Below are 18621 nucleotides of genomic sequence, written 5' to 3'. Positions count from 1 at the left end.
GTTGCTGCTCGGTCCTCCTCCCGCCAACCCGGTGGAGCGCGCCGGTTGTTCCCGTCCGGGTGAACCCGGCCGACGCGCGTCCACCTGGTGGAACGCCCGCTACTGCTTGGCGACCAGCGTCAGCACGTCGTACTTGGCCACCGACTCGCCCTTCTGGTTGACCAGGTCGGCGTCCCACCGCACCTCGCCGTAGTCCTGGTCCTCGCGGGGCGTGATCTGCTTCGCGGTCAGCGTCACGGTCAGCTCGTCGCCGGGGAACGTGGGCGTGAGGAACCGCAGGTTCTCCAGGCCGTAGTTGGCCAGCACCGGCCCCGGCTCGGGCGAGACGAACAGCCCCGCCGCGAAGGACACGACCAGGTAGCCGTGCGCGACCCGGCCGCCGAAGAACGGGTTCGCCGCCGCGGCCTCCTCGTCCATGTGGGCGTAGAACGTGTCGCCGGTGAACTCGGCGAAGTGCTCGATGTCGGCGAGCGTGACCGTGCGGGGACCGGCGACGACCGTGTCGCCGACCTTCAGCTCGCGCAACGACTTGCGGAACGGGTGCACGTCCGACTCGGTGCGCGGCGCGCCCGTGACCCACCGCCCGGTGACCGCGCTCAGCACGCGGGGACTGGCCTGCACGGCGGTGCGCTGCATGTGGTGCAGGACGCCGCGGATGCCGCCCATCTCCTCGCCGCCGCCCGCCCGGCCCGGACCGCCGTGCACCAGCATCGGCAGCGGCGAGCCGTGACCGGTGGACTCCTTCGCGTCGTCCCGGTCGAGCACGAGGACGCGGCCGTGCCAGGGGGCCACGCCCAGCACGACGTCCCGGGCGAACTCCGCGTCGTGCGTGACGACGGAGCCGACCAGGCTGCCCGCGCCCCGGGCCGCCAGCTCGACCGCGTGCTCCGCGTCGCGGTAGGCCATCAGCGTGGACACCGGGCCGAACGCCTCCACCTCGTGCGGCTGGGCGTGGTCGGGGTCCGCCTTGAGCAGCACGGGCGACAGGAACGCGCCCCGCTCGGCGTCGGCGTCCACCACGTCGACGCGGTCGAGCGAGCCGTAGACCACCTCGCCGACCTCCAGCAGCGCCTTCAGCGACCGCCGGACCTCCTCGCGCTGCTCCAGCCCGGCCAGCGCGCCCATCCGCACGCTCTCGTTCGCCGGGTTGCCGATCACGACCTTGGCCAGGCGCGCGGAGGCGGCGTCGGCGACCGCGTCGACCAGCGGGGCGGGGACCAGGGCGCGCCGGATCGCGGTGCACTTCTGGCCGGCCTTGACCGTCATCTCGGTGACGAGCTGCTTGACGAACAGGTCGAACTCGGGCGTGCCCTCGACCGCGTCCGGGCCGAGGATCGAGCAGTTCAGGGAGTCGGCCTCGGCGTTGAAGCGCACGCTGTTGCGCACCACGGTCGGGTGGGTGCGCAGCACCTGGGCGGTGGACGCCGAGCCGGTGAAGCCGACCAGGTCCTGGCCGGTCAGGTGGTCGAGCAGGTCGCCCGCGCTGCCGGTGACGAGCTGGAGCGAGCCCTCCGGCAGCAGGCCCGGGGCGAGCATCAGCTCGACCAGCTTCTCGGTCACGTAGGCGGTCTGGGAGGCCGGCTTGATCAGCGACGGCACGCCCGCGATGAACGCGGGGGCGAACTTCTCCAGCGGGCCCCACATGGGGAAGTTGAAGGCGTTGATCTGCACCGCGACGCCCCGCAGCGGGGTCGCGACGTGCTGGCCGACGAACGTGCCGCCCTTGCTCAGCGGCTCGACGTTGCCCTCCACGTGGACGGTGTCGTTGGGCAGCTCGCGCTTGGCCTTGCTCGCGTAGCCGAACAGCACGCCGATCCCGCCGTCGACGTCGATCAGCGAGTCGGTCCTGGTGGCCCCGGTCCGGGCGGACAGGGCGTACAGCTCGTCGCGGTGTTCCCGCAGGTGCGAGGCGAGGGCCTTGAGCAGGGCGGCGCGCTGGTGGAACGTCAGCTCGCGCAGGGCCGGCCCGCCGACCCGCCTGCCGTGGTCCAGCGCCGCCGCCATGTCGATGCCCTGCGACGAGATCCGGGCGATCTCCTCGCCGGTCACCGCGTCGTGCAGCGGCGCGCCCTCGGCGGTGGGGACGTGCCAGCGACCGGACACGTAGCTGCGCAGCATGGCCATCGGTGTCGACCTCCTCGTCGGGCCGGTGGGTGTCCCGGCATGACCCGACAGTAAAGCCCCCTACTTTCATCGTGACTTGATTCAAGGTTATGCAGTAACTTCTGGCTGGCCGCCGCCTCCAGTGAAGGGAGTGTCGATGAGGACACGAGTGGTGGTGAGCGCGGTCGCGCTCGCCTTCGGCGCGCTCGCCGTGCCGGCCGCCCAAGCCGCTCCGGCGACCGGCGCGGCCGCGGACGTGGGCACGATGGCGGTGACCTTCGCCGAGGAGTTCAACGGCCCGGCGGGCACGCGGGTCGACGCCTCGAAGTGGAACACCGAGGTCGGCGACAACAACGGCAACAACCGCGAGCACCAGTACTACACGACGTCGGCGAGCAACGCGGCCATGGACGGCGCGGGCAACCTCGTCATCACCGCCCGCCGCGAGAACCCCGGCAACTACAACTGCTGGTACGGCCGCTGCCAGTACACCTCGGCCCGGATCAACACCGCGGGCAAGTTCACCACGACCTACGGCAAGGTCGAGGCGCGGATGAAGATGCCGCGCGGCCGGGGCATCTGGCCCGCGTTCTGGATGCTCGGCCAGGACATCAACTCCGGCAACCCGTGGCCGAACAGCGGCGAGATCGACATCATGGAGTTCCTGGGCCACGACCTGGACACCGTGTACGGCACCATCCACGGCCCGGGGTACTCCGGCGCGGGCGGCATCGGGATGCCCTTCAACGGGCCGAACTTCGCCGACGGCTTCCACACCTTCGCCATCGAGTGGACGCCGACCGGCATCGCGTGGTCCGTGGACGGCAACGTCTACCAGCGCCGCACCCCCGCCGACCTGGGCGGCCGGCAGTGGGTGTTCAACAAGCCGTTCTTCATCATCCTGAACCTGGCGGTCGGCGGCGAGTGGCCCGGCTACCCGGACGCGAGCACCACGTTCCCGCAGCAGCTGGTGGTCGACTACGTGCGCGTGTCCACGATCGACGGCGGCCAGCCCACCGGCGGCCGGATCACCGGCATCGGCGGCAAGTGCGTGGACGTGGCGGGCGCGAACCCGGCCAACGGCACCCCCGTGCAGCTGTACGACTGCAACGGCACGGCGGCCCAGCAGTGGTCGCGGCCGGGCGACGGCACCATCCGCGCGCTGGGCAAGTGCCTGGACGCGGCGTCGGGCGGCACCGCGGACGGCACGCTGGTCCAGCTGTGGGACTGCAACGGGAGCGGCGCGCAGCGGTGGGCGGTCAGCGGCGCCAACGACATCGTGAACATCCAGGCCAACAAGTGCCTGGACGCCCAGAACAACAGCTCCGCCAACGGCACCCGCTTGCAGCTGTGGACGTGCTCCGGCACCGCGAACCAGAAGTGGACCGTGTCCTGACCGGGCGCGGCATGATCGGGGCATGCGGACCCTGATCAGAGCTGAGGCGGCCAAAGCCGACCGCGACCGCCGACTCTCCCCGGCGGTCGTGGCGGCGCTGGTCGAGGCGGGCGCGACGCGCATGCTCGCGCCCGCCTCCCTCGGCGGCGGCGAGTTGGACCTGCCCTCGTGGGTGCGGGAGGTCGAGGACCTGGCGTGCGCCGACGGCTCGACCGGCTGGACGGCGATGACGACCAGCGCGACCTCCTCCCTGGCCTGGTACCTGCCGCCGGACGCGGCCGAGGAGGTGTTCGGGCCGCCGCGGTCCGTCGTCGCCGGCACCGCCGCCCCGGTCGGGAAGGCGGTCGAGGAGGCCGGCGGCCACCGCGTGACCGGCCGCTGGGGCTGGGGCAGCGCCGTGTCGCTGTGCGACTGGGTGCTGGGCGGCGTGATGACGTCCGCCGGCCCGCGGCTCATGCTCTTCCCCGCGTCGGCCGTGACGGTGCACGACACCTGGCACGCGGCCGGGCTGCGGGCGACCGGGACCCACGAGTGGGAGGTGGCGGACGCCTTCGTGCCGACGCGTCGCGCCCTCTGGCCACCCGCGATGCGGGTCGACGCGCCGCTGCCGACCTTCCCGTTCTTCGGCCTGCTCGCCGTCGGCGTGGCCGCCGTGACGCTGGGGATCGCGGCGCGGGCGGTCGAGGAAGCCGAGGCCCTGGCCGTGACCGGGACGTCCCCCGGCGCGACCGCCACGCCGGCCGAACGCCCGGACGTGCAACGCGACCTGGCCACCGCCGAAGCGCGCCTGTCCTCGGCCAGGGCCTTCCTGCACACCGAAGTGGCGGCCCGGTGGTCCGACGCCGTGAACGGCCGGCCAAGCCCACCCGAACCCCGCGCCCGCCTCCGCCTGGCCTGCTCCCACGCCGCCGCCGAAGCGGCCTCGGTGACCAGGCTGGCGTTCGACATCGGCGGCAGCCCTGCGGTCTTCGAGGACTCCCCGCTCCAACGCTGCCTGAGGGACGCCCACGTAGCCGCCCAACACACCATCACCTCCCGCCGCCTGTTCGAGGCGTACGGAAAGGTCAAGCTCGGCGTCCCCACCGACACCACCGGCCTCTGACCAGCCCACCCCCACACCGCCCGCCCCACACCGCCCGCCTCCGCGCGCCCACCCCTGCGGCGATCCCCTTCCCGGCCGCAGCCGGGCCGGCGCGGATGCGCGGGCAAGGCGAATGGCACACGGCCCGCGCCACAAACCCACCCGGTCCGGGCAGGGCCGTCGGGTGCGGCAGCAGGGCGAGCCGGCGTGCACGCCGGGCGCGGCCGAGCAGGCAGGTCGGCTCGGGCAGGTGCCGGGCAGATGGGGCCGGCCGGCGGGTTGCGGCCGGGGCGAGGGCCTACGGCGGTCTTCGCCCGGTGCGGCGCGATTGCGAGCCGGGCGCGGTTGGGCGCGAGTCGGCACGGTGAGCATGGCCTATGTGCGGTTGGCGTGGGCCGTGTGCGGGTGGCCTGGGCCATGTGCGGTGTGCGTCCGCCGGGTGCGCGTCGACTGTCGGGTGGTTGTGGTGGCGGTCTCGGGCGGCGGGCGGCTTGGTGGAGGTCGAAGGGTCGGATCAGGCGGAATGTCGGGTGCGGCGGGGCCGTTGGACCTGTCGTGAGGCTTTCCGTGCTGGACCGGTCCCGCGTGCGGGCGGGGTTCGGGCATGCCGAGGCCCTGCGCGACACCGTGGCGTTCGCGCGCCAGGTCGAACAGCTCGGCTACCACCGCTTCTGGGTGTCCGAGCACCACGGCGTGCCGGGCGTCGCCGGCTCCGCGCCGACCGTGCTGGCAGCGGCGGTCGCGGCGGCGACGTCCCGGATCAGGGTCGGCACCGGCGGCGTGATGCTGCCCAACCACCAGCCACTCGTGGTGGCCGAGCAGTTCGGCGTGCTGGAGTCGCTGTTCCCCGGCCGGATCGACATGGGGCTCGGCCGATCCGTCGGCTTCATCGAGGCGGTCCGCAAGGCACTGGGACGCGACAAGGAGGACGCCGCCGAGTTCGGCCCCCGACTGGCCGAACTGCTGGGCTACTTCACCGGCGACCAGGCGGTGCGCGGCTACCCGGCCGACGGCCTGCGCGTCTCCCCGTTCGTCCTGGCCACCGGCGCCGGGGCACGGGTGGCCGCGGCACACGGCGTCCCACTCGTCATCGGCAGCTTCCGCGGCGAAGACGCCATGATCGACGCCATCACCACCTACCGCACCGGGTTCCGCCCCTCGACGTGGGCAGCGGAGCCGTACGTGGTGATCTCCTCGACGGTCGCCGTCGCCGACACCACCGAGGACGCCTGGCGGCTCCTCGTGCCGGAGGCGTGGTCGATGGCGTACTCGCGCACCCGCGGCGAGTTCCCGCCCCTGAGCGACCCGAACGACATCCTCGCCCGCTCCATGACCGATCGCGAGCGCAGGATGTTCGAGCAATCGCTGCAGGGTCACATCCACGGCACGCCGTCGGAGGTCGCCAAGGCCCTGGACGCCCTGGTCGACCGCACCGCCGCCGACGAGGTGCTGGTCACCACCAGCACCTACGACCGCACCGCCATGCTCGACTCGTACCGCCGGCTGGCCGACCTGTACCTCTGATCACGGCCACCGGCCGATCACAGCCGATGTCACCACCCCTGGCCGTCACAACCGAGCCCACTCACAACCAAGCCCGATCATGACGCGCGCCCGATCACACCGAAACCGATCGCGGCCCAGCTGATCACAAACCCAGCTGATCACAACCCGGCCGGCGCTCCGCCCTCGGCGCAGCCGACGTGCGGTCAGCGACCGCGAGCCTCGGCGTGTTCGGCCAGCTCGACCTCGATGAACGCGCCGATCATCGCCCGCCACACCGCCTCCGCGACCGCCGGCTCCAGCCCGGCCTCCCCGGCACGCTCCCGCACCGAGGCGATCACCTGGGCGACCCGGTCGGGCGCTCGCACGGCCTGGTCGTCGGACTTGAACGACGCGGCAGCCCGCACCAACCCCTGCCGTTGCGCCAGCAGGCGCACCAGCTCCGAGTCGATCGCGTCGATGCGTGCGCGAACCTCCGCCAGCGACGTCGGCGGTGAGGACGATGCGGAATCAGCCACGTCCGACATCATCCACGACGTCGCCGGGAGGCGGACCGCCCCGGAAGGGACCGGGTCAGTGGTCGCGTTGCTGCTCGGCCAGGAAGCGCTCGAACTCCGCGCCGATCTCGTCCGCACTGGGCAGCGGCTGGTCGTCGGGCACGAGCAGGTTCTCCGACGCCTCGTTGAACGCGTCGTACTGGCGCTCGAGGGCCTCCACCACCTGCGCGACCTCCGCCGACTCCTTCACCTGGCGGGTGATCTCGGCATCGGTCTGCCGGGCCGCCTCGTTCAGGGCGGCGGCCTGGATGACCAGGCCCGTCGACTTCGTCAGAGCCTGCAACAGGCCCAACGCCGCCGTCGGGTAGGTGCTCTGCGCGAGGTAGTGCGGGACGTACGCGGCGAAGCCCATCGCGTCGTGACCGGACTCGCCGAGCCGCAGCTCCAGCAGCGCCGACAGGTTGCCCGGCACCTGCACCCGGCTGAACGGCGAGCCCTCCACGACCAGCTCGGGCCTGGTCGCGTGCGAGATCACCGACAGCTTCCGCGTGTGCGGGACGCCCATCGGGATGCCGTGGAAGCTCACGGCCAGCCGCACGCCCCACCGGTCGATCAGCGACCGCACCGCCGCGACGACGGCCTCCCACCGACGGTCCGGCTCGGGACCGGTCATCAGCAGGAACGGCGTGCCGACGGCGTCGTGCAGCAGGTAGACGACCAGCTGCGGCGCGTCGTAGGACTCCCAGCGATCGGTGGCGTAGATCATGGGCGGCCGCCGGGCGCGGTAGTCGATCAGGTCGTCGATGTCGAACCGCGCGATCACCCGGTGCTCGTGCGCCTCGAGCAGGTGGGCGACCAGCGCCCCGCCCGCCGCACCGGCGTCCATGAATCCGTCGAAGTGGTGCAACAGCACCGCTCCGGTCAGGTCCGGGACGTCGGAGTCGACCTCGTACAGATCCTCCGGGTCCAGCGCCACCGCGTGCCTCCCCAAGTGCTCACATGCCAGTCTTCCCTTCGGTCAACGTCGAGCGACCACTGATCCATTCCCCGATCCCGTCGAGCATTCGCGCGAGACCGAACTCGAACAGGGTGTCCAGCTCCATGTCCAGCTCGGAGCGCACCACCCGGCTGAACATCGGGAACCTCCCGGTGGCGACGATGTCCAGCAGGGCCGGCGCCTGCTGGGTCATCCACTCGTCCCCGGTCATCCCGGTGTCCCGCCGCTGCTCGGCTTCCTGCTCGATGTTCACCGCGACACCTCGCACGAAGCCGAACACCGTCACCGCGGCGTGCATCATCTCCTCAAGGTCCAGCCCCTTCCCGTCGAGCGCTTGCAGGATCCACTCGGTGTGCGCGACCGCGCTGGGCAGCAGTTGCGGCCTGGTCATCGACATGGCCGGCGCCAGCCACGCGTGTTCCTGGAACAACCCCCACTGCAGCCTCGCGCACACCTCCAACCGCTCCCGCCAGGTGCCGGGCGCGGGGTCGGGCAGCTCCTCCTCCCGCAACACGTGGTCGATCATCCGAAGGACCAGCTCGTCCTTGTTCTCGACGTGCCGGTACAGCGACATGGTCGCCACGCCCAGTTGTGACGCCACCCGCCGCATCGACACCGCGTCGAGACCTTCCCGGTCCGCCAGGCGGACCGCCGTCATGACCAGCCGCTCGCCGGTCAGGTCGGTCTCCTGCGCGCGCGGTCGCGCAGCAGCCCCGCCTTCCGCCGACACGACGGTGCCCACGCCGGCCACGGGACGCACGAAGCCCTCGGTGCGCAAGGTGGCCAACGCCTTGGTCGCCGTGGCCATCGCGACGTCCCACGTCACGGTGATCTCGCGCGTCGACGGCACCCGATCACCGGGTCGGAGTTCCCCCGACTCGATCCGAGCGCGGATCTCGCGCGCTATCTGCTGGTAGATCGCGTCGGTCATGCCCGCCTCCTCAAGCTAGTACACCCCAGCCTAGAGCACTAGTGCACCATCGAGTGATTTGACGAGGTAGGACAGCCATGTACGGTGTACGCATGAACACCGTACTGATCTCCGGCGCAGGTATCGCCGGCCCGGCGCTCGCCTACTGGCTGCGCCACCACGGACTCACGCCGACCGTCGTCGAGCGGGCGCCCGCGCCCCGTCCCGGAGGCCAGGCGGTCGACCTGCGCGGCACGGCCCGGGACGTCGCCCGGCGCATGGGGGTGCTCGACCAGGTGCGCGCCGCGCACACGGGCGCGAGAGGGATGGCGTTCGTGAACGCCGCGGGCAAGCGCACCTCGACCATGGCGTCGGACACGCTGGGCGACTCCGGCGGCGCGGTCGCCGAGCTGGAGATCCTCCGGGAGGACCTGGTCCGGATCCTCCACGAGGCGACCACGACCGGCGTCGAGTACGTCTTCGGCGACGGCATCACCTCGCTCACCCAGACCGGGTCGGGGGTGGAGGTGACCTTCGAGCGGGGCGCGCCCCGCACCTTCGACCTCGTGGTCGGCGCGGACGGGCTGCACTCGAAGGTGCGGTCGCTGGCGTTCGGCCCGGAATCGCGGTTCGCCCGCGACCTCGGCGCGTACATCGCCATCTTCGGCACCGGCCGGCGCGAGGACCTGGGCGGGTGGCAGCTCATGCACACGGTGCCCGGTCGCACCGCGGGCCTCTACCCCACCCCGGACGGCGGGGCGAAGGGGATGTTCGTGTTCGCCTCGCCGCCGGTGGAGCACGACCGGCGCGACACGGCGTGGCAGCGGGAACTGGTCGCCACCGCGTTCGCGGACGGCGGGTGGGAGGTGCCCCGGCTGCTCGACGACATGCGCACCGCGCCGGACTTCTACTTCGACCGGCTGCGCCAGATCCGGATGGACGCGTGGTCGGACGGCCGGATCGCGCTGCTGGGCGACGCCGCCTTCTGCGCGTCGCCGATGGCCGGCAACGGCACCAGCATGGCGTTGGTGGGCGCGTACGTCCTCGCGGGCGAGCTGGCCACCGCGCCGGATCACGTCACCGCGTACAGACGCTATGAGGAGGTGATGAGAGCGTATGTGACCAAGTGCCAGGACTTCGCGCTGAGCGGGGCCCGCGGTCTGCTGCCGCGGTCGCGGGGGTTCATCCGCATGCGGGACATCGCGTTGCGCGTCGTGCCGCACCTCCCGGGCGGGGCGCGGATGTTCGGCGACCTGCAGAAGCTGGCGAACATGGTGTCCCTGAAGGATTACCGGTCCCCGAGCTTGACTTCCAGCTGACTCCAGGTCCTACGTTCCGGGCATGGACATGGAGACCACTGCCTGGATGTCGCTGTACCACGTGACGAACGCGCAGGACGACAAGCGGCCGTTCTCCGTCGCCACGCTCCGCCGGATCCGGGCGTTCGCCTGGCCGCACCGGGTGAGGTTGGCCCAGTACCTCGCACTGAGCGTGGTCGTGGCGGTGTCGGCGGTGGCGACGCCGGTCCTGGCCGGGCGGATCGTGGACGCGATCGTGACCGGCGCGGCGTACCAGGTGGTGCTCACCCTCGCGGCCGTGATCGCCGGCATCGCGATCGCCGAGGCGGGGTTGGGTCTGGTCACGCGGTGGCTGTCGGCGAGCATCGGCGAAGACCTCATCCTGGACCTGCGGACCGCGGTGTTCGACCACGTGCAGCGGATGCCGGTGGCGTTCTTCACCCGCACCCGGACGGGGGCGCTGGTGAGCCGGCTCAACAACGACGTGATCGGCGCGCAGCGGGCGTTCAGCGACACCCTGTCCAGCGTGGTCGGCAACCTGGTCACGTTGGGGCTGACGCTGGTGGTGATGATCGGCCTGTCGTGGCAGGTGACGCTGCTCGCGTTGGTGCTGCTGCCCGTGTTCGTCGTGCCGGCGCGACGGATGGGGACGCGGCTCGCGCGACTGGAAAGGGAGGCGGCCAACCACAACGCGACGATGAGCACCCAGATGACCGAGCGGTTCTCGGCGCCGGGCGCGACGTTGGTGAAGCTGTTCGGCCGGCCCGCGCACGAGTCGGCGGAGTTCGCGCGGCGGGCTCGGCGGGTGCGGGACATCGGGGTGCGCACGGCCATGGTGCAGACCGTGTTCCTCACCGCGCTCACGCTGGTGTCGGCGCTGGCGCTGGCGCTGGTGTACGGGTTGGGCGGGTTCTACGCGCTGCGCGGCGAGTTGGACCCGGGTTCGGTGGTGGCGTTGGCGTTGTTGCTCACGAGGCTGTACGCGCCGCTCACCGCACTGGCCAGTGCGCGGGTCGAGGTGATGAGCGCGCTGGTGAGCTTCGAGCGGGTCTTCGAGGTGCTCGACCTGAAGCCGTTGATCACCGAGAAGCCCGGTGCGCGCACGGTGCCGGACGGGCCGGTGTCGGTGGAGTTCGACCACGTCCGGTTCGCCTACCCCGCCGCGGACAAGGTGTCCCTGGCGTCGTTGGAAGAGGTCGCGGTGCTCGACCACCGCGGCGGAGTGGAGGTGTTGCACGACGTGTCGTTCCGGGCCGAGCCCGGCCAGGTGGTGGCGCTGGTCGGCTCGTCGGGCGCGGGGAAGTCCACGATCGCGTCACTGCTGCCCAGGCTGTACGACGTGGACGCGGGTGCGGTGCGGCTGTCCGGTGTGGACGTGCGCGACCTGACGGCCGACTCGATCCGGGACGTGCTGGGCATGGTGACGCAGGACGGTCACCTGTTCCACGAATCGATCCGGGCGAACCTGCTGCTGGCGCAGCCGTCCGCGACCGACGAGGAGCTGTGGGAGGTGCTGGGCCGCGCTCGGCTGGCGGACCTGGTGGCGTCGCTGCCGGACGGGTTGGACACGGTGGTCGGCGAGCGGGGCTACCGACTGTCCGGCGGTGAGCGGCAGCGGTTGACGATCGCCCGGCTGCTGCTGGCGAAGCCGCGGGTGGTGATCCTGGACGAGGCCACCGCGCACCTGGACTCGACCTCCGAGGCCGCGGTGCAGGAGGCGTTGGGTGAGGCGCTGCAGGGGCGGACGGCGGTGGTCATCGCGCACCGGCTGTCGACCGTGCGGTCGGCCGACCTGATCCTCGTGGTGGAGGACGGGCGGGTGGTGGAACGCGGCACGCACGCCGACCTGCTCGCCGCGGGCGGTCGTTACGAGGAGCTGTACCGGACGCAGTTCACGGAGACGGAGGAGGCACGAGTGTCGTAGACAAGAACAGGGACGCTCAGGGCGTCGCGCGCACCGCCACATCGGCGGCACGGGCTCGCCGTCGAGTTCCAGTTCGGCCGGGCCGGGTGCGCGGGCCGAGAGCGGGGCTGGGGACGCAAGTCCTTCGCGTACTCCGCCCGGCGGCATCGGAGGCCGACGGCGGGGAGACGGGACGCCGAGAAGGTCCGTCGTCCGCCGCGGCAACGAGGCCGAGGACGGGGCCGAGGTCGGGGCCGGGGTCGGGGCGCGGGGACTACGCGTGCTGCACCGCGTCGGCGTCGGCGAGGCCGAGGAGTTGCACGGCCTGCTTGCGCATCTCGACCTTGCGGACCTTGCCGGTCACGGTCATGGGGAACTCGTCCACCACGTGGACGTACCGGGGGATCTTCTGGTGCGCCAGCTTGCCCGCACAGAACGACCGCAGCGCCTCGGCGGTCAGGGGTTCCGCGCCGGGGCGCATCCGCACCCAGGCCATCAGCTCTTCGCCGTACTTGACGTCGGGCACGCCGACGACCTGGGCGTCGAGCACGTCGGGGTGGGTGTGGAGGAACTCCTCGATCTCGCGCGGGTAGAGGTTCTCGCCGCCGCGGATGACCACGTCCTTGATCCGGCCGGTGATGTTGACGTACCCCTCGTCGTCCATCACCGCGAGGTCGCCGGTGTGCATCCACCGGGCCGCGTCGATCGCCTCGGCGGTCTTGTCCGGCTGCTGCCAGTAGCCGAGCATCACCGAGTACCCGCGGGTGCACAGCTCGCCGGGGGTGCCGCGCGGCACGGTGCGGCCGGTGTCCGGGTCGACGACCTTGACCTCCAGGTGCGGTCCGACGCGGCCGACGGTGGACACGCGCCGTTCCAGCGAGTCGTCACGCCGGGTCTGGGTGGACACGGGCGAGGTCTCCGTCATGCCGTAGCAGATGGACACCTCGGTCATGCCCATCCGCTCCACGACCTGCTTCATGACCTCCACCGGGCACGGCGAGCCGGCCATGATCCCGGTGCGCAGCGACGACAGGTCGTAGGAGTCGAACTCCGGGTCGGCGAGTTCGGCGATGAACATCGTCGGCACGCCGTACAGCGACGTGCACCGCTCCTCGGCGACGGCCCGCAACGTGGCGGCGGGCTCGAACGCGGGCGCGGGGATGACGATGCACGCGCCGTGCGAGGTGGCGGCCAGGTTGCCCATCACCATCCCGAAGCAGTGGTAGAAGGGCACCGGAACGCAAATCCGGTCGTGCTCGGTGTACCCCAGCAGCTCGCCGACGAAGAAGCCGTTGTTGAGGATGTTGTGGTGCGACAGCGTCGCACCCTTCGGGAAGCCGGTGGTGCCGGAGGTGTACTGGAGGTTGACGGGGTCGTCCGCCGACAGCTCCGGCCACGCCGGCGGGGTGTCCGCGTGCAGGTCCGTCCACTCGGGGCTGTCGAGGAGCACGACCCGGCGCAGGTCGGGGCACCGGGGTCGCACCTCGGCGATCATCCCGGCGTAGTCGGAGGTCTTGAACGACGGGGCGGCGACGAGCGTGTGGACGCCTGCCTGGTTGAGCACGTACTCCAGCTCGTGCACCCGGTAGGACGGGTTGATGTTGACCAGGATCGCGCCGATGCGCGCGGTCGCGTACTGGACGACGACCCACTCCGCGCGGTTGGGCGACCAGATGCCGACGCGGTCCCCGACCGCGACCCCGGAGGCCAGCAGCCCGGCCGCGACCGCGTCGACCTCGGCGGCCAGCTCGCGGTAGGTCCAACGGCGGCCGGTGGCGCGGTCGACCAGCGCGTCGCGATCGCCGTGCGCGGCCACCGTGCGGTCGAGGTTCACGCCGATGGTGTCGCCCAGCAGCGGCACGTCGGAGGTGCCCGAGGAGTAGCTGAGGTGCGCCATCAAGGCAACGTACCGCAGTCCGCAACGGCCGGTGCGCCGCGAATCGCGCCAGCGTGACCTGCGGTGACGTTATTCGTGGTTGCTCCTGGGCGGTGGACCGACACAATCGTCGGCATGCGAACCATCGGGTTGATCGGCGGCATGAGCTGGGAGTCGTCCGCCGAGTACTACCGGCTGCTCAACGAGGAGACGCGGCGGCGGCTCGGCGGTCACCACTGCGCGCCCAGCGTGCTGCTCACGGTCGACTTCGCCGAGATCGAGGAGCTCCAGCGCACCGGGCAGTGGGAGCGCTCGGGCGAGCTGCTGGCCGACGCCGCGCGCAAGCTCGAAGGCGCGGGCGCGGAGCTGGTCCTGCTGTGCACCAACACGATGCACAAGGTGGCGGACGCGATCACGGATGCCGTCAAGGTGCCGTTCGTGCACATCGTGGACGCCACGGCGCGGCGGTTGACCGACTACCGCAGGGTCGGTCTGCTGGGCACCCGGTTCACCATGGAGCAGGACTTCTACCGCGACCGGATGAGCGAGCACGGCATCGAGCTGGTCGTCCCGGACGAGCCGGACCGCACGCTCGTGCACGACGTGATCTACCGGGAACTCACGCAGAACCGGGTCGAGCCGGCCTCGCGCGCCGCGTACCGGGACGTGATGGCACGGCTGGTCGAACGGGGCGCGGAGGCGGTGATCCTCGGCTGCACCGAGATCACGTTGCTGGTCGACCAGTCCGACAGCACCGTGCCGCTGGTCGACTCCACCCGCATCCACGTGGAGACCGGCGTCGACCTGGCGTTGGCCTAGACGTCCCCTCCGGTCGTCTGGTGCGCGATGTTGGACGTCGCGCCGTAGTAGTAGGCGCGGACGCGGTAGGTGGCGGTCTTCTCCGTCGGCAGCGTGATCAGCCCGAACGACCGCACGTCCGGGTCGAGCTGCGCCGCCACCGAGAAGTCCGCCGCCCCGGCGGGTCGGACCTCCAGCAGGTAGCCCTCCTCCCCCTGTGCCCGGTCGGTCCACGTGAACAGGATCCCGTTGGCGTGCCGGACCTCGGCCCGGAAGTCGGCGGGGCCGGCGTCGGCCGAGCGCACCGGGCGGTCGCCGCCGGAGCCGGTCACGGGTTCGGCCCAGGCGTGGTCGTCGGACTCGGGCACGTCGTCGCCGGGAGGCAGGGTGACGTCCACGGTCGGCGAGGCCGGGCCGTGGAACGACCGGATCCGGTAGTGGAACGACGTCCTCGGGATGAGGTCCGGGTGCTCGAACGACGTCCGGTCGGGCGGCACGAACCCCAGCACGGTGTACGCGCCGTCGGGCTCGTGGGCGTACTCGACGACCTGGCCCGCCGTGCCCGGCTCCGCCTCCCACACCAGGGACACGTCGGTCGGCGAGGTCAGCGTGGCGGTGAGCGTCGGGCGCTGCTCCCGACCGCACGCGGCCAGGAGCAGCACCGACACCAGGACGAGCCGCCTCACTTGCGCCAGAACCGGATGCCGCTCCACACCACCGTGGCCGGTCCCTGGCCGCTGTTGGTGCGGTAGGCGCCGAACTTGTCGTAGAAGCTGCCGCCGGGGCCGGCGTAGGTGTGCTTGAGCGACCCGTTGACGTACGTGCGGTGCTCGCCGCCGACCACGTGCACGGTGTTCACCCGCACGGTCGCGCCGACGGTCGCGCCGGTGGCGACGGTGGCGCCGCCGTGCACCGCGTACAGCCGCCCGCCCCGCTCCACGGCCAGCATGAAGTACGGGCCGGCCGCGGACTCGTGGAACGTCTGCTTCAGGCTGATCCGGGTGCCGCCGAGGCTGGTGATCCGGACCGACCCCTCGAACTGGCGGGTGCCGCCGGTGTAGGTGGCGTACCGGCGCTCGGCGCGCTGGTCGCCGCTCGCGGTGGCGCAGGTCAGGCGGAAGGTGAGGTCCGCGACCTCGCCGCAGCCCCGTTCCTGCACGGTGAACGTGGGCGAGTAGGACGTCCACGGTCCGGACTCGACCTGGGCGTGCGCGACCGGCGACGCCATCAGCAGGCCACCGGCGAGCACCGCCCCGACGAGGGCTCGGAGCGTTCTGGGCATGCGCGCCTCCTTCGACTCCCCGGCGAGGGGGAACGTCAAGGCGGTGGCGCAGGTCACTGTAATTGGTCTGGACGACTCGGACAAGGATCACTCGCTCAGGGATCTCCCTGAGGCCCGCGACGGCTCCGTCCGGCACAGTGGGGGCATGGACCTGACCCCGCGTGCCCTGTTCGGTCTGGCGAGGACGACCGTCGAGACCGCCGTGTCCGTGCCCGGCCGCGTGCTCGACCTGCTGGGCGCGGCCGAGGCCGTCGTGCGCCGCGCCGACGAGCTGGTCACCCGCACCGAACGCGTGTTGGAGGAGACCGAGGCGCTGGTCGGGCGGGCCAAGGCGGTCACGGCGACGGCCGAGGGCGTGACGACCGACGTGGGCCGCACCGCCCGCACGTCGCGCGAGCTGCTGGACAGCTACGCCCCGATCGCGCTCAAGGCGCAGCCGCTGGCGCAGCGGTTCGTGGACGACCTGTCGCCGCAGGAGGTGGACGCCGCCGTGGAGCTGGTGGACCAGCTCCCGGTGCTGACCAGGCACCTGATCGACGACGTGCTGCCGATCCTGGCCACGCTGGACCGCGTGGGGCCGGACATCCACCAACTGCTGGAGGTCACCAACGACGTGCGGCAGGCGATCCTGGGCATCCCCGGGTTCGCGTTCATGCGCCGTCGCGGCGAGTCGAAGGAGGACGGCGACTAGAGCGCGCGCTTGATCAGCCGCAGGGGCGCGTGGCGGATGACCGGGGCGAGCACCCTCCACGGCCACGCCGGCACGCAGGCGCTCGGCGCCTCGCGTTCGACGGCGCGCACCATCGCCCGCACGCCCACCGCCGTGTCCACCAGCAGCGGGGCGCGTTGTTCCGGGTTCATCTCCGACCTGATGTAGCCGGGCAGGATCGCGCTGACCTTGATCGGCGTGCCGAGCACGTCCGCGCGGATGCCCTCGGCCAGCGCCGACACGGCGGCCTTCGTGGCGGCGTAGGTGGTCATGGACTTCGGCATGCCGCGCACCGCGCTCACCGACGAGATCAGCACCAGGTGGCCGTGCCCCTGGCGGTAGAACAGCTCCATCGCGGCCTCGCACTGGGCCAGGGCGGCGACGAAGTTGGTCTCGGCGGTGCGCCGGTTGGCGGGGAAGCCGCCCGTGCCGATGGGCCTGCCCTTGCCGATGCCCGCGTTGACCACGATCCGGTCGATCGTGCCGAACTCCTCGGCGAACGAGCGGAACACGGTGAACACCGCGTCGTGGTCGGTCACGTCGAGCGGCCGGGTGGACACCGAGACACCGGGGTGGGCCGCGGTGAGGTCCGCGCGCAGGACGTCCAGCCGGTCGGTGCGCCGCGCGCAGAGCGCCAGGTCACGGCCCAGGGCGGCGAACTGGCGGGCCATCTCCGCGCCCAGGCCGGCGCTCGCGCCGGTGATCAGGATCGTCTTGCGCACGGCGGTGAGCGTAACAACGGCGCTGGTCCGTTCGGCGGCAGCGGGAACGCGCGGGCGGGGCGCGCCGACCGAGGCCGCGCGCCGCCCCGCCGGGTCAGCCCCCTCCGGTCCGGAGGTCGACGGTGAACTCCTGGTCCCGCTCGTCGGCGCACGGCTCGCGCACCGCCTCCGCGCCCTCCCGCACCACGCCGCCGCGCAGCCCGACGCACGCCGAACCGCCCGCCGACCGGAACCGGTAGCGCTGGTCGCGGACGCGTTCGACGCGGAAGAGCTGGTCCAGGTTGTCGTCGGCGCAGTTGTCCCAGGGTTCGAGCAGGTGTCGCGCCGGCCCCGAGCGCAGCACCGTGAGGCAGCCCAGGACCTTCTCGCTCGGGTGTTCCCACTTGATCGTGGTGAACTCGTCGTCGACCGGCTCCAGCAGCACCCGCGGCCCCGGTGCGGCGCACGGCTGGAGGGCCGCGACGGCCGCGTGGTAGCGGCCGGAGCCGTCACGCCCCTCGGTGAGGCACAGGTCGGGCGCGTCGGCCGCGTGGATGGTCACCCAACTGCCCGCCGGCGCCACGGGCAGAAGTTCGGCGCTCGGCCCGCCGGTGTCGCCCGGCTCGGCGTTCGACCCGCCGGTCTGCTCCAGCGCGGTCGTGCCCGGCGGGTTCGGCTGGTCGGCCCGGACCAGGACCGCCGCGACGACGAACGCGACCAGCGCCACCGCCGGACGTCGCCACGGCGGCCTCGGCGGTGTGGGCGGCTCGCCGGACAGGGGCGCGAGCAGCCCGCCGGACGGCGGCGGAGACGGCGGCGGAGACGGCGGCGCGGGCGACTCGCCGGGCGGCACGAGCGGCACGGGCGGCACGGCGGGCGACTCGCCCGACAGCGGCGAGGGCGACCGGTCGAACGGCGGCACGGGCGGTCCGCCGGGCTGCGGCACAGGCCGCTCGGCCGACGGCGACACCGGCGGCTCTCCCGTCAGCGGCACGGACGGCAGCGAGGGCGACCCTCCCCACGGCGGCGCGGACGGCGGCGAAGGCGGCCGGCCGGGCGGTGGCGCGAGCGGATCCACCGGCGACGGCACGGGCGGGGTGGCGGACGGCTCCACAGGCGGCACAGACGGCACAGACGGGGTGGTGGGAGGCTCGGTGGGGAGCGGCGCGTTCGGATCGACCAGGCCGACGGCCAGTCGTTCGCGGGCCCGGAGCCAGGGTTCCGGGCGCTCGACCCCGCACGCCCGCACGTACGCGGCGAGCAGTTCCGGGCGGGGCAGGGCGTCCTTGCGCAGCATGTCGGCGACGGTGCTGCGGGCCAGCACCTCGCCGCGCGCCGCGGCACGCTCCTCCAGCCCGCGCAGGGTCAGCCCCGACCGCTCCTTCAGCTCCCGCAGCATCGCCACGAACCCGGCCGCGTCACGTGTGGTGTCCGGCCGGCCACCGTCCGACATCACACGCGCATCCTGCTGGTCGCCGGCGATGCCGGGCAAGTGGCCGGGCGGCTGTCCGGCACGCCGGACGGCGGGCGGCCGACCTGCCCGGACACCGCGGACTTGTCCGGGACG

16 protein-coding genes are annotated in these 18621 nt (G+C 72.5%); 7 read left to right on the top strand and 9 right to left on the bottom strand.

The genetic code is table 11. The features are described from left to right. Positions 1-99 precede the first annotated feature (99 nt). A complete protein-coding gene (paaZ, locus tag ACWEFJ_RS21235; protein ID WP_449714778.1) occupies positions 100-2124 on the bottom strand; it encodes a phenylacetic acid degradation bifunctional protein PaaZ in 2025 nt (674 codons plus the stop codon). Positions 2125-2260: 136 nt separating this feature from the next. Between paaZ and ACWEFJ_RS21230 the strand changes: the two genes are divergently transcribed. From ACWEFJ_RS21230 to ACWEFJ_RS21220, 3 genes are all read left to right on the top strand, one after another. Further along, entirely contained in the window at positions 2261-3499 is a 1239-nt protein-coding gene (locus tag ACWEFJ_RS21230; RefSeq protein WP_378084048.1) for a ricin-type beta-trefoil lectin domain protein, read from the top strand. Positions 3500-3521: 22 nt separating this feature from the next. Then, the gene (locus ACWEFJ_RS21225; protein ID WP_449714777.1) at positions 3522-4601 is read left to right on the top strand and encodes an acyl-CoA dehydrogenase family protein; all 1080 of its coding nucleotides are present in this window, start codon (positions 3522-3524) and stop codon (positions 4599-4601) included. A gap of 534 nt (positions 4602-5135) precedes the next feature. Then, a complete protein-coding gene (locus ACWEFJ_RS21220; protein WP_449714776.1) occupies positions 5136-6104 on the top strand; it encodes an LLM class flavin-dependent oxidoreductase in 969 nt (322 codons plus the stop codon). A 185-nt stretch (positions 6105-6289) separates the two neighbouring features. On the opposite strand, the gene ACWEFJ_RS21215 is transcribed toward ACWEFJ_RS21220, so the two are convergent. Genes ACWEFJ_RS21215 through ACWEFJ_RS21205 form a run of 3 tightly spaced genes read right to left on the bottom strand, consistent with a single transcriptional unit; the run spans position 6290 to position 8508 of the window. Then, positions 6290-6601: a chorismate mutase gene (locus ACWEFJ_RS21215; RefSeq protein WP_378084043.1), complete on the bottom strand. Its 312-nt coding sequence runs from the start codon at positions 6599-6601 to the stop codon at positions 6290-6292. A gap of 55 nt (positions 6602-6656) precedes the next feature. After that, positions 6657-7556, bottom strand: coding sequence for a proteasome assembly chaperone family protein (locus ACWEFJ_RS21210; RefSeq protein WP_378084041.1), 900 nt, complete (start codon positions 7554-7556; stop codon positions 6657-6659). 19 nt (positions 7557-7575) lie between these two features. Further along, positions 7576-8508, bottom strand: a complete 933-nt coding sequence (locus tag ACWEFJ_RS21205) for a TetR/AcrR family transcriptional regulator C-terminal domain-containing protein (protein WP_449714775.1) — start codon at positions 8506-8508, stop codon at positions 7576-7578. Positions 8509-8600: 92 nt separating this feature from the next. On the opposite strand from ACWEFJ_RS21205, the gene ACWEFJ_RS21200 reads away from it, so the two are divergent. Then, a complete protein-coding gene (locus ACWEFJ_RS21200; protein WP_449714774.1) occupies positions 8601-9806 on the top strand; it encodes an FAD-dependent monooxygenase in 1206 nt (401 codons plus the stop codon). 46 nt (positions 9807-9852) lie between these two features. Next, entirely contained in the window at positions 9853-11709 is a 1857-nt protein-coding gene (locus tag ACWEFJ_RS21195) for an ABC transporter ATP-binding protein (protein ID WP_449714786.1), read from the top strand. A 253-nt stretch (positions 11710-11962) separates the two neighbouring features. Here the strand turns inward: ACWEFJ_RS21195 and ACWEFJ_RS21190 are convergent, their stop codons facing one another. After that, positions 11963-13585 carry an AMP-binding protein gene (locus ACWEFJ_RS21190; RefSeq protein ID WP_449714773.1) on the bottom strand — a complete coding sequence of 541 codons (1623 nt, stop codon included), beginning with the start codon at positions 13583-13585 and terminating at the stop codon, positions 11963-11965. A 114-nt stretch (positions 13586-13699) separates the two neighbouring features. Between ACWEFJ_RS21190 and ACWEFJ_RS21185 the strand changes: the two genes are divergently transcribed. Next, positions 13700-14383 carry an aspartate/glutamate racemase family protein gene (locus tag ACWEFJ_RS21185; protein ID WP_449714772.1) on the top strand — a complete coding sequence of 228 codons (684 nt, stop codon included), beginning with the start codon at positions 13700-13702 and terminating at the stop codon, positions 14381-14383. On the opposite strand, the gene ACWEFJ_RS21180 is transcribed toward ACWEFJ_RS21185, so the two are convergent. Together ACWEFJ_RS21180 and ACWEFJ_RS21175 are read right to left on the bottom strand one after the other, a co-directional pair. Further along, positions 14380-15048, bottom strand: a complete 669-nt coding sequence (locus ACWEFJ_RS21180; RefSeq protein WP_449714771.1) for a fibronectin type III domain-containing protein — start codon at positions 15046-15048, stop codon at positions 14380-14382. The two genes, ACWEFJ_RS21185 and ACWEFJ_RS21180, sit on opposite strands and share 4 nt — an antisense overlap. After that, complete coding sequence (locus tag ACWEFJ_RS21175) at positions 15045-15644, bottom strand: hypothetical protein (RefSeq protein WP_378084030.1); 600 nt, start codon at positions 15642-15644, stop codon at positions 15045-15047. Before ACWEFJ_RS21175 ends, ACWEFJ_RS21180 begins: the two co-directional genes overlap by 4 nt. A gap of 145 nt (positions 15645-15789) precedes the next feature. Between ACWEFJ_RS21175 and ACWEFJ_RS21170 the strand changes: the two genes are divergently transcribed. Further along, positions 15790-16335, top strand: a complete 546-nt coding sequence (locus ACWEFJ_RS21170; protein ID WP_449714770.1) for a hypothetical protein — start codon at positions 15790-15792, stop codon at positions 16333-16335. On the opposite strand, the gene ACWEFJ_RS21165 is transcribed toward ACWEFJ_RS21170, so the two are convergent. Beyond that, a complete protein-coding gene (locus ACWEFJ_RS21165; protein WP_378084026.1) occupies positions 16332-17075 on the bottom strand; it encodes an SDR family oxidoreductase in 744 nt (247 codons plus the stop codon). The two genes, ACWEFJ_RS21170 and ACWEFJ_RS21165, sit on opposite strands and share 4 nt — an antisense overlap. Positions 17076-17169: 94 nt before the next feature. Continuing rightward, positions 17170-18507, bottom strand: a complete 1338-nt coding sequence (locus ACWEFJ_RS21160; RefSeq protein ID WP_449714769.1) for a helix-turn-helix domain-containing protein — start codon at positions 18505-18507, stop codon at positions 17170-17172. Between the last annotated feature and the right edge of the window lie 114 nt (positions 18508-18621).

The organism is Actinosynnema sp. NPDC004786 (genome assembly GCF_053601135.1).
Note: the sequence above shows the minus strand (reverse complement) of the source record. Positions and strands in the feature narration are given on the sequence as shown.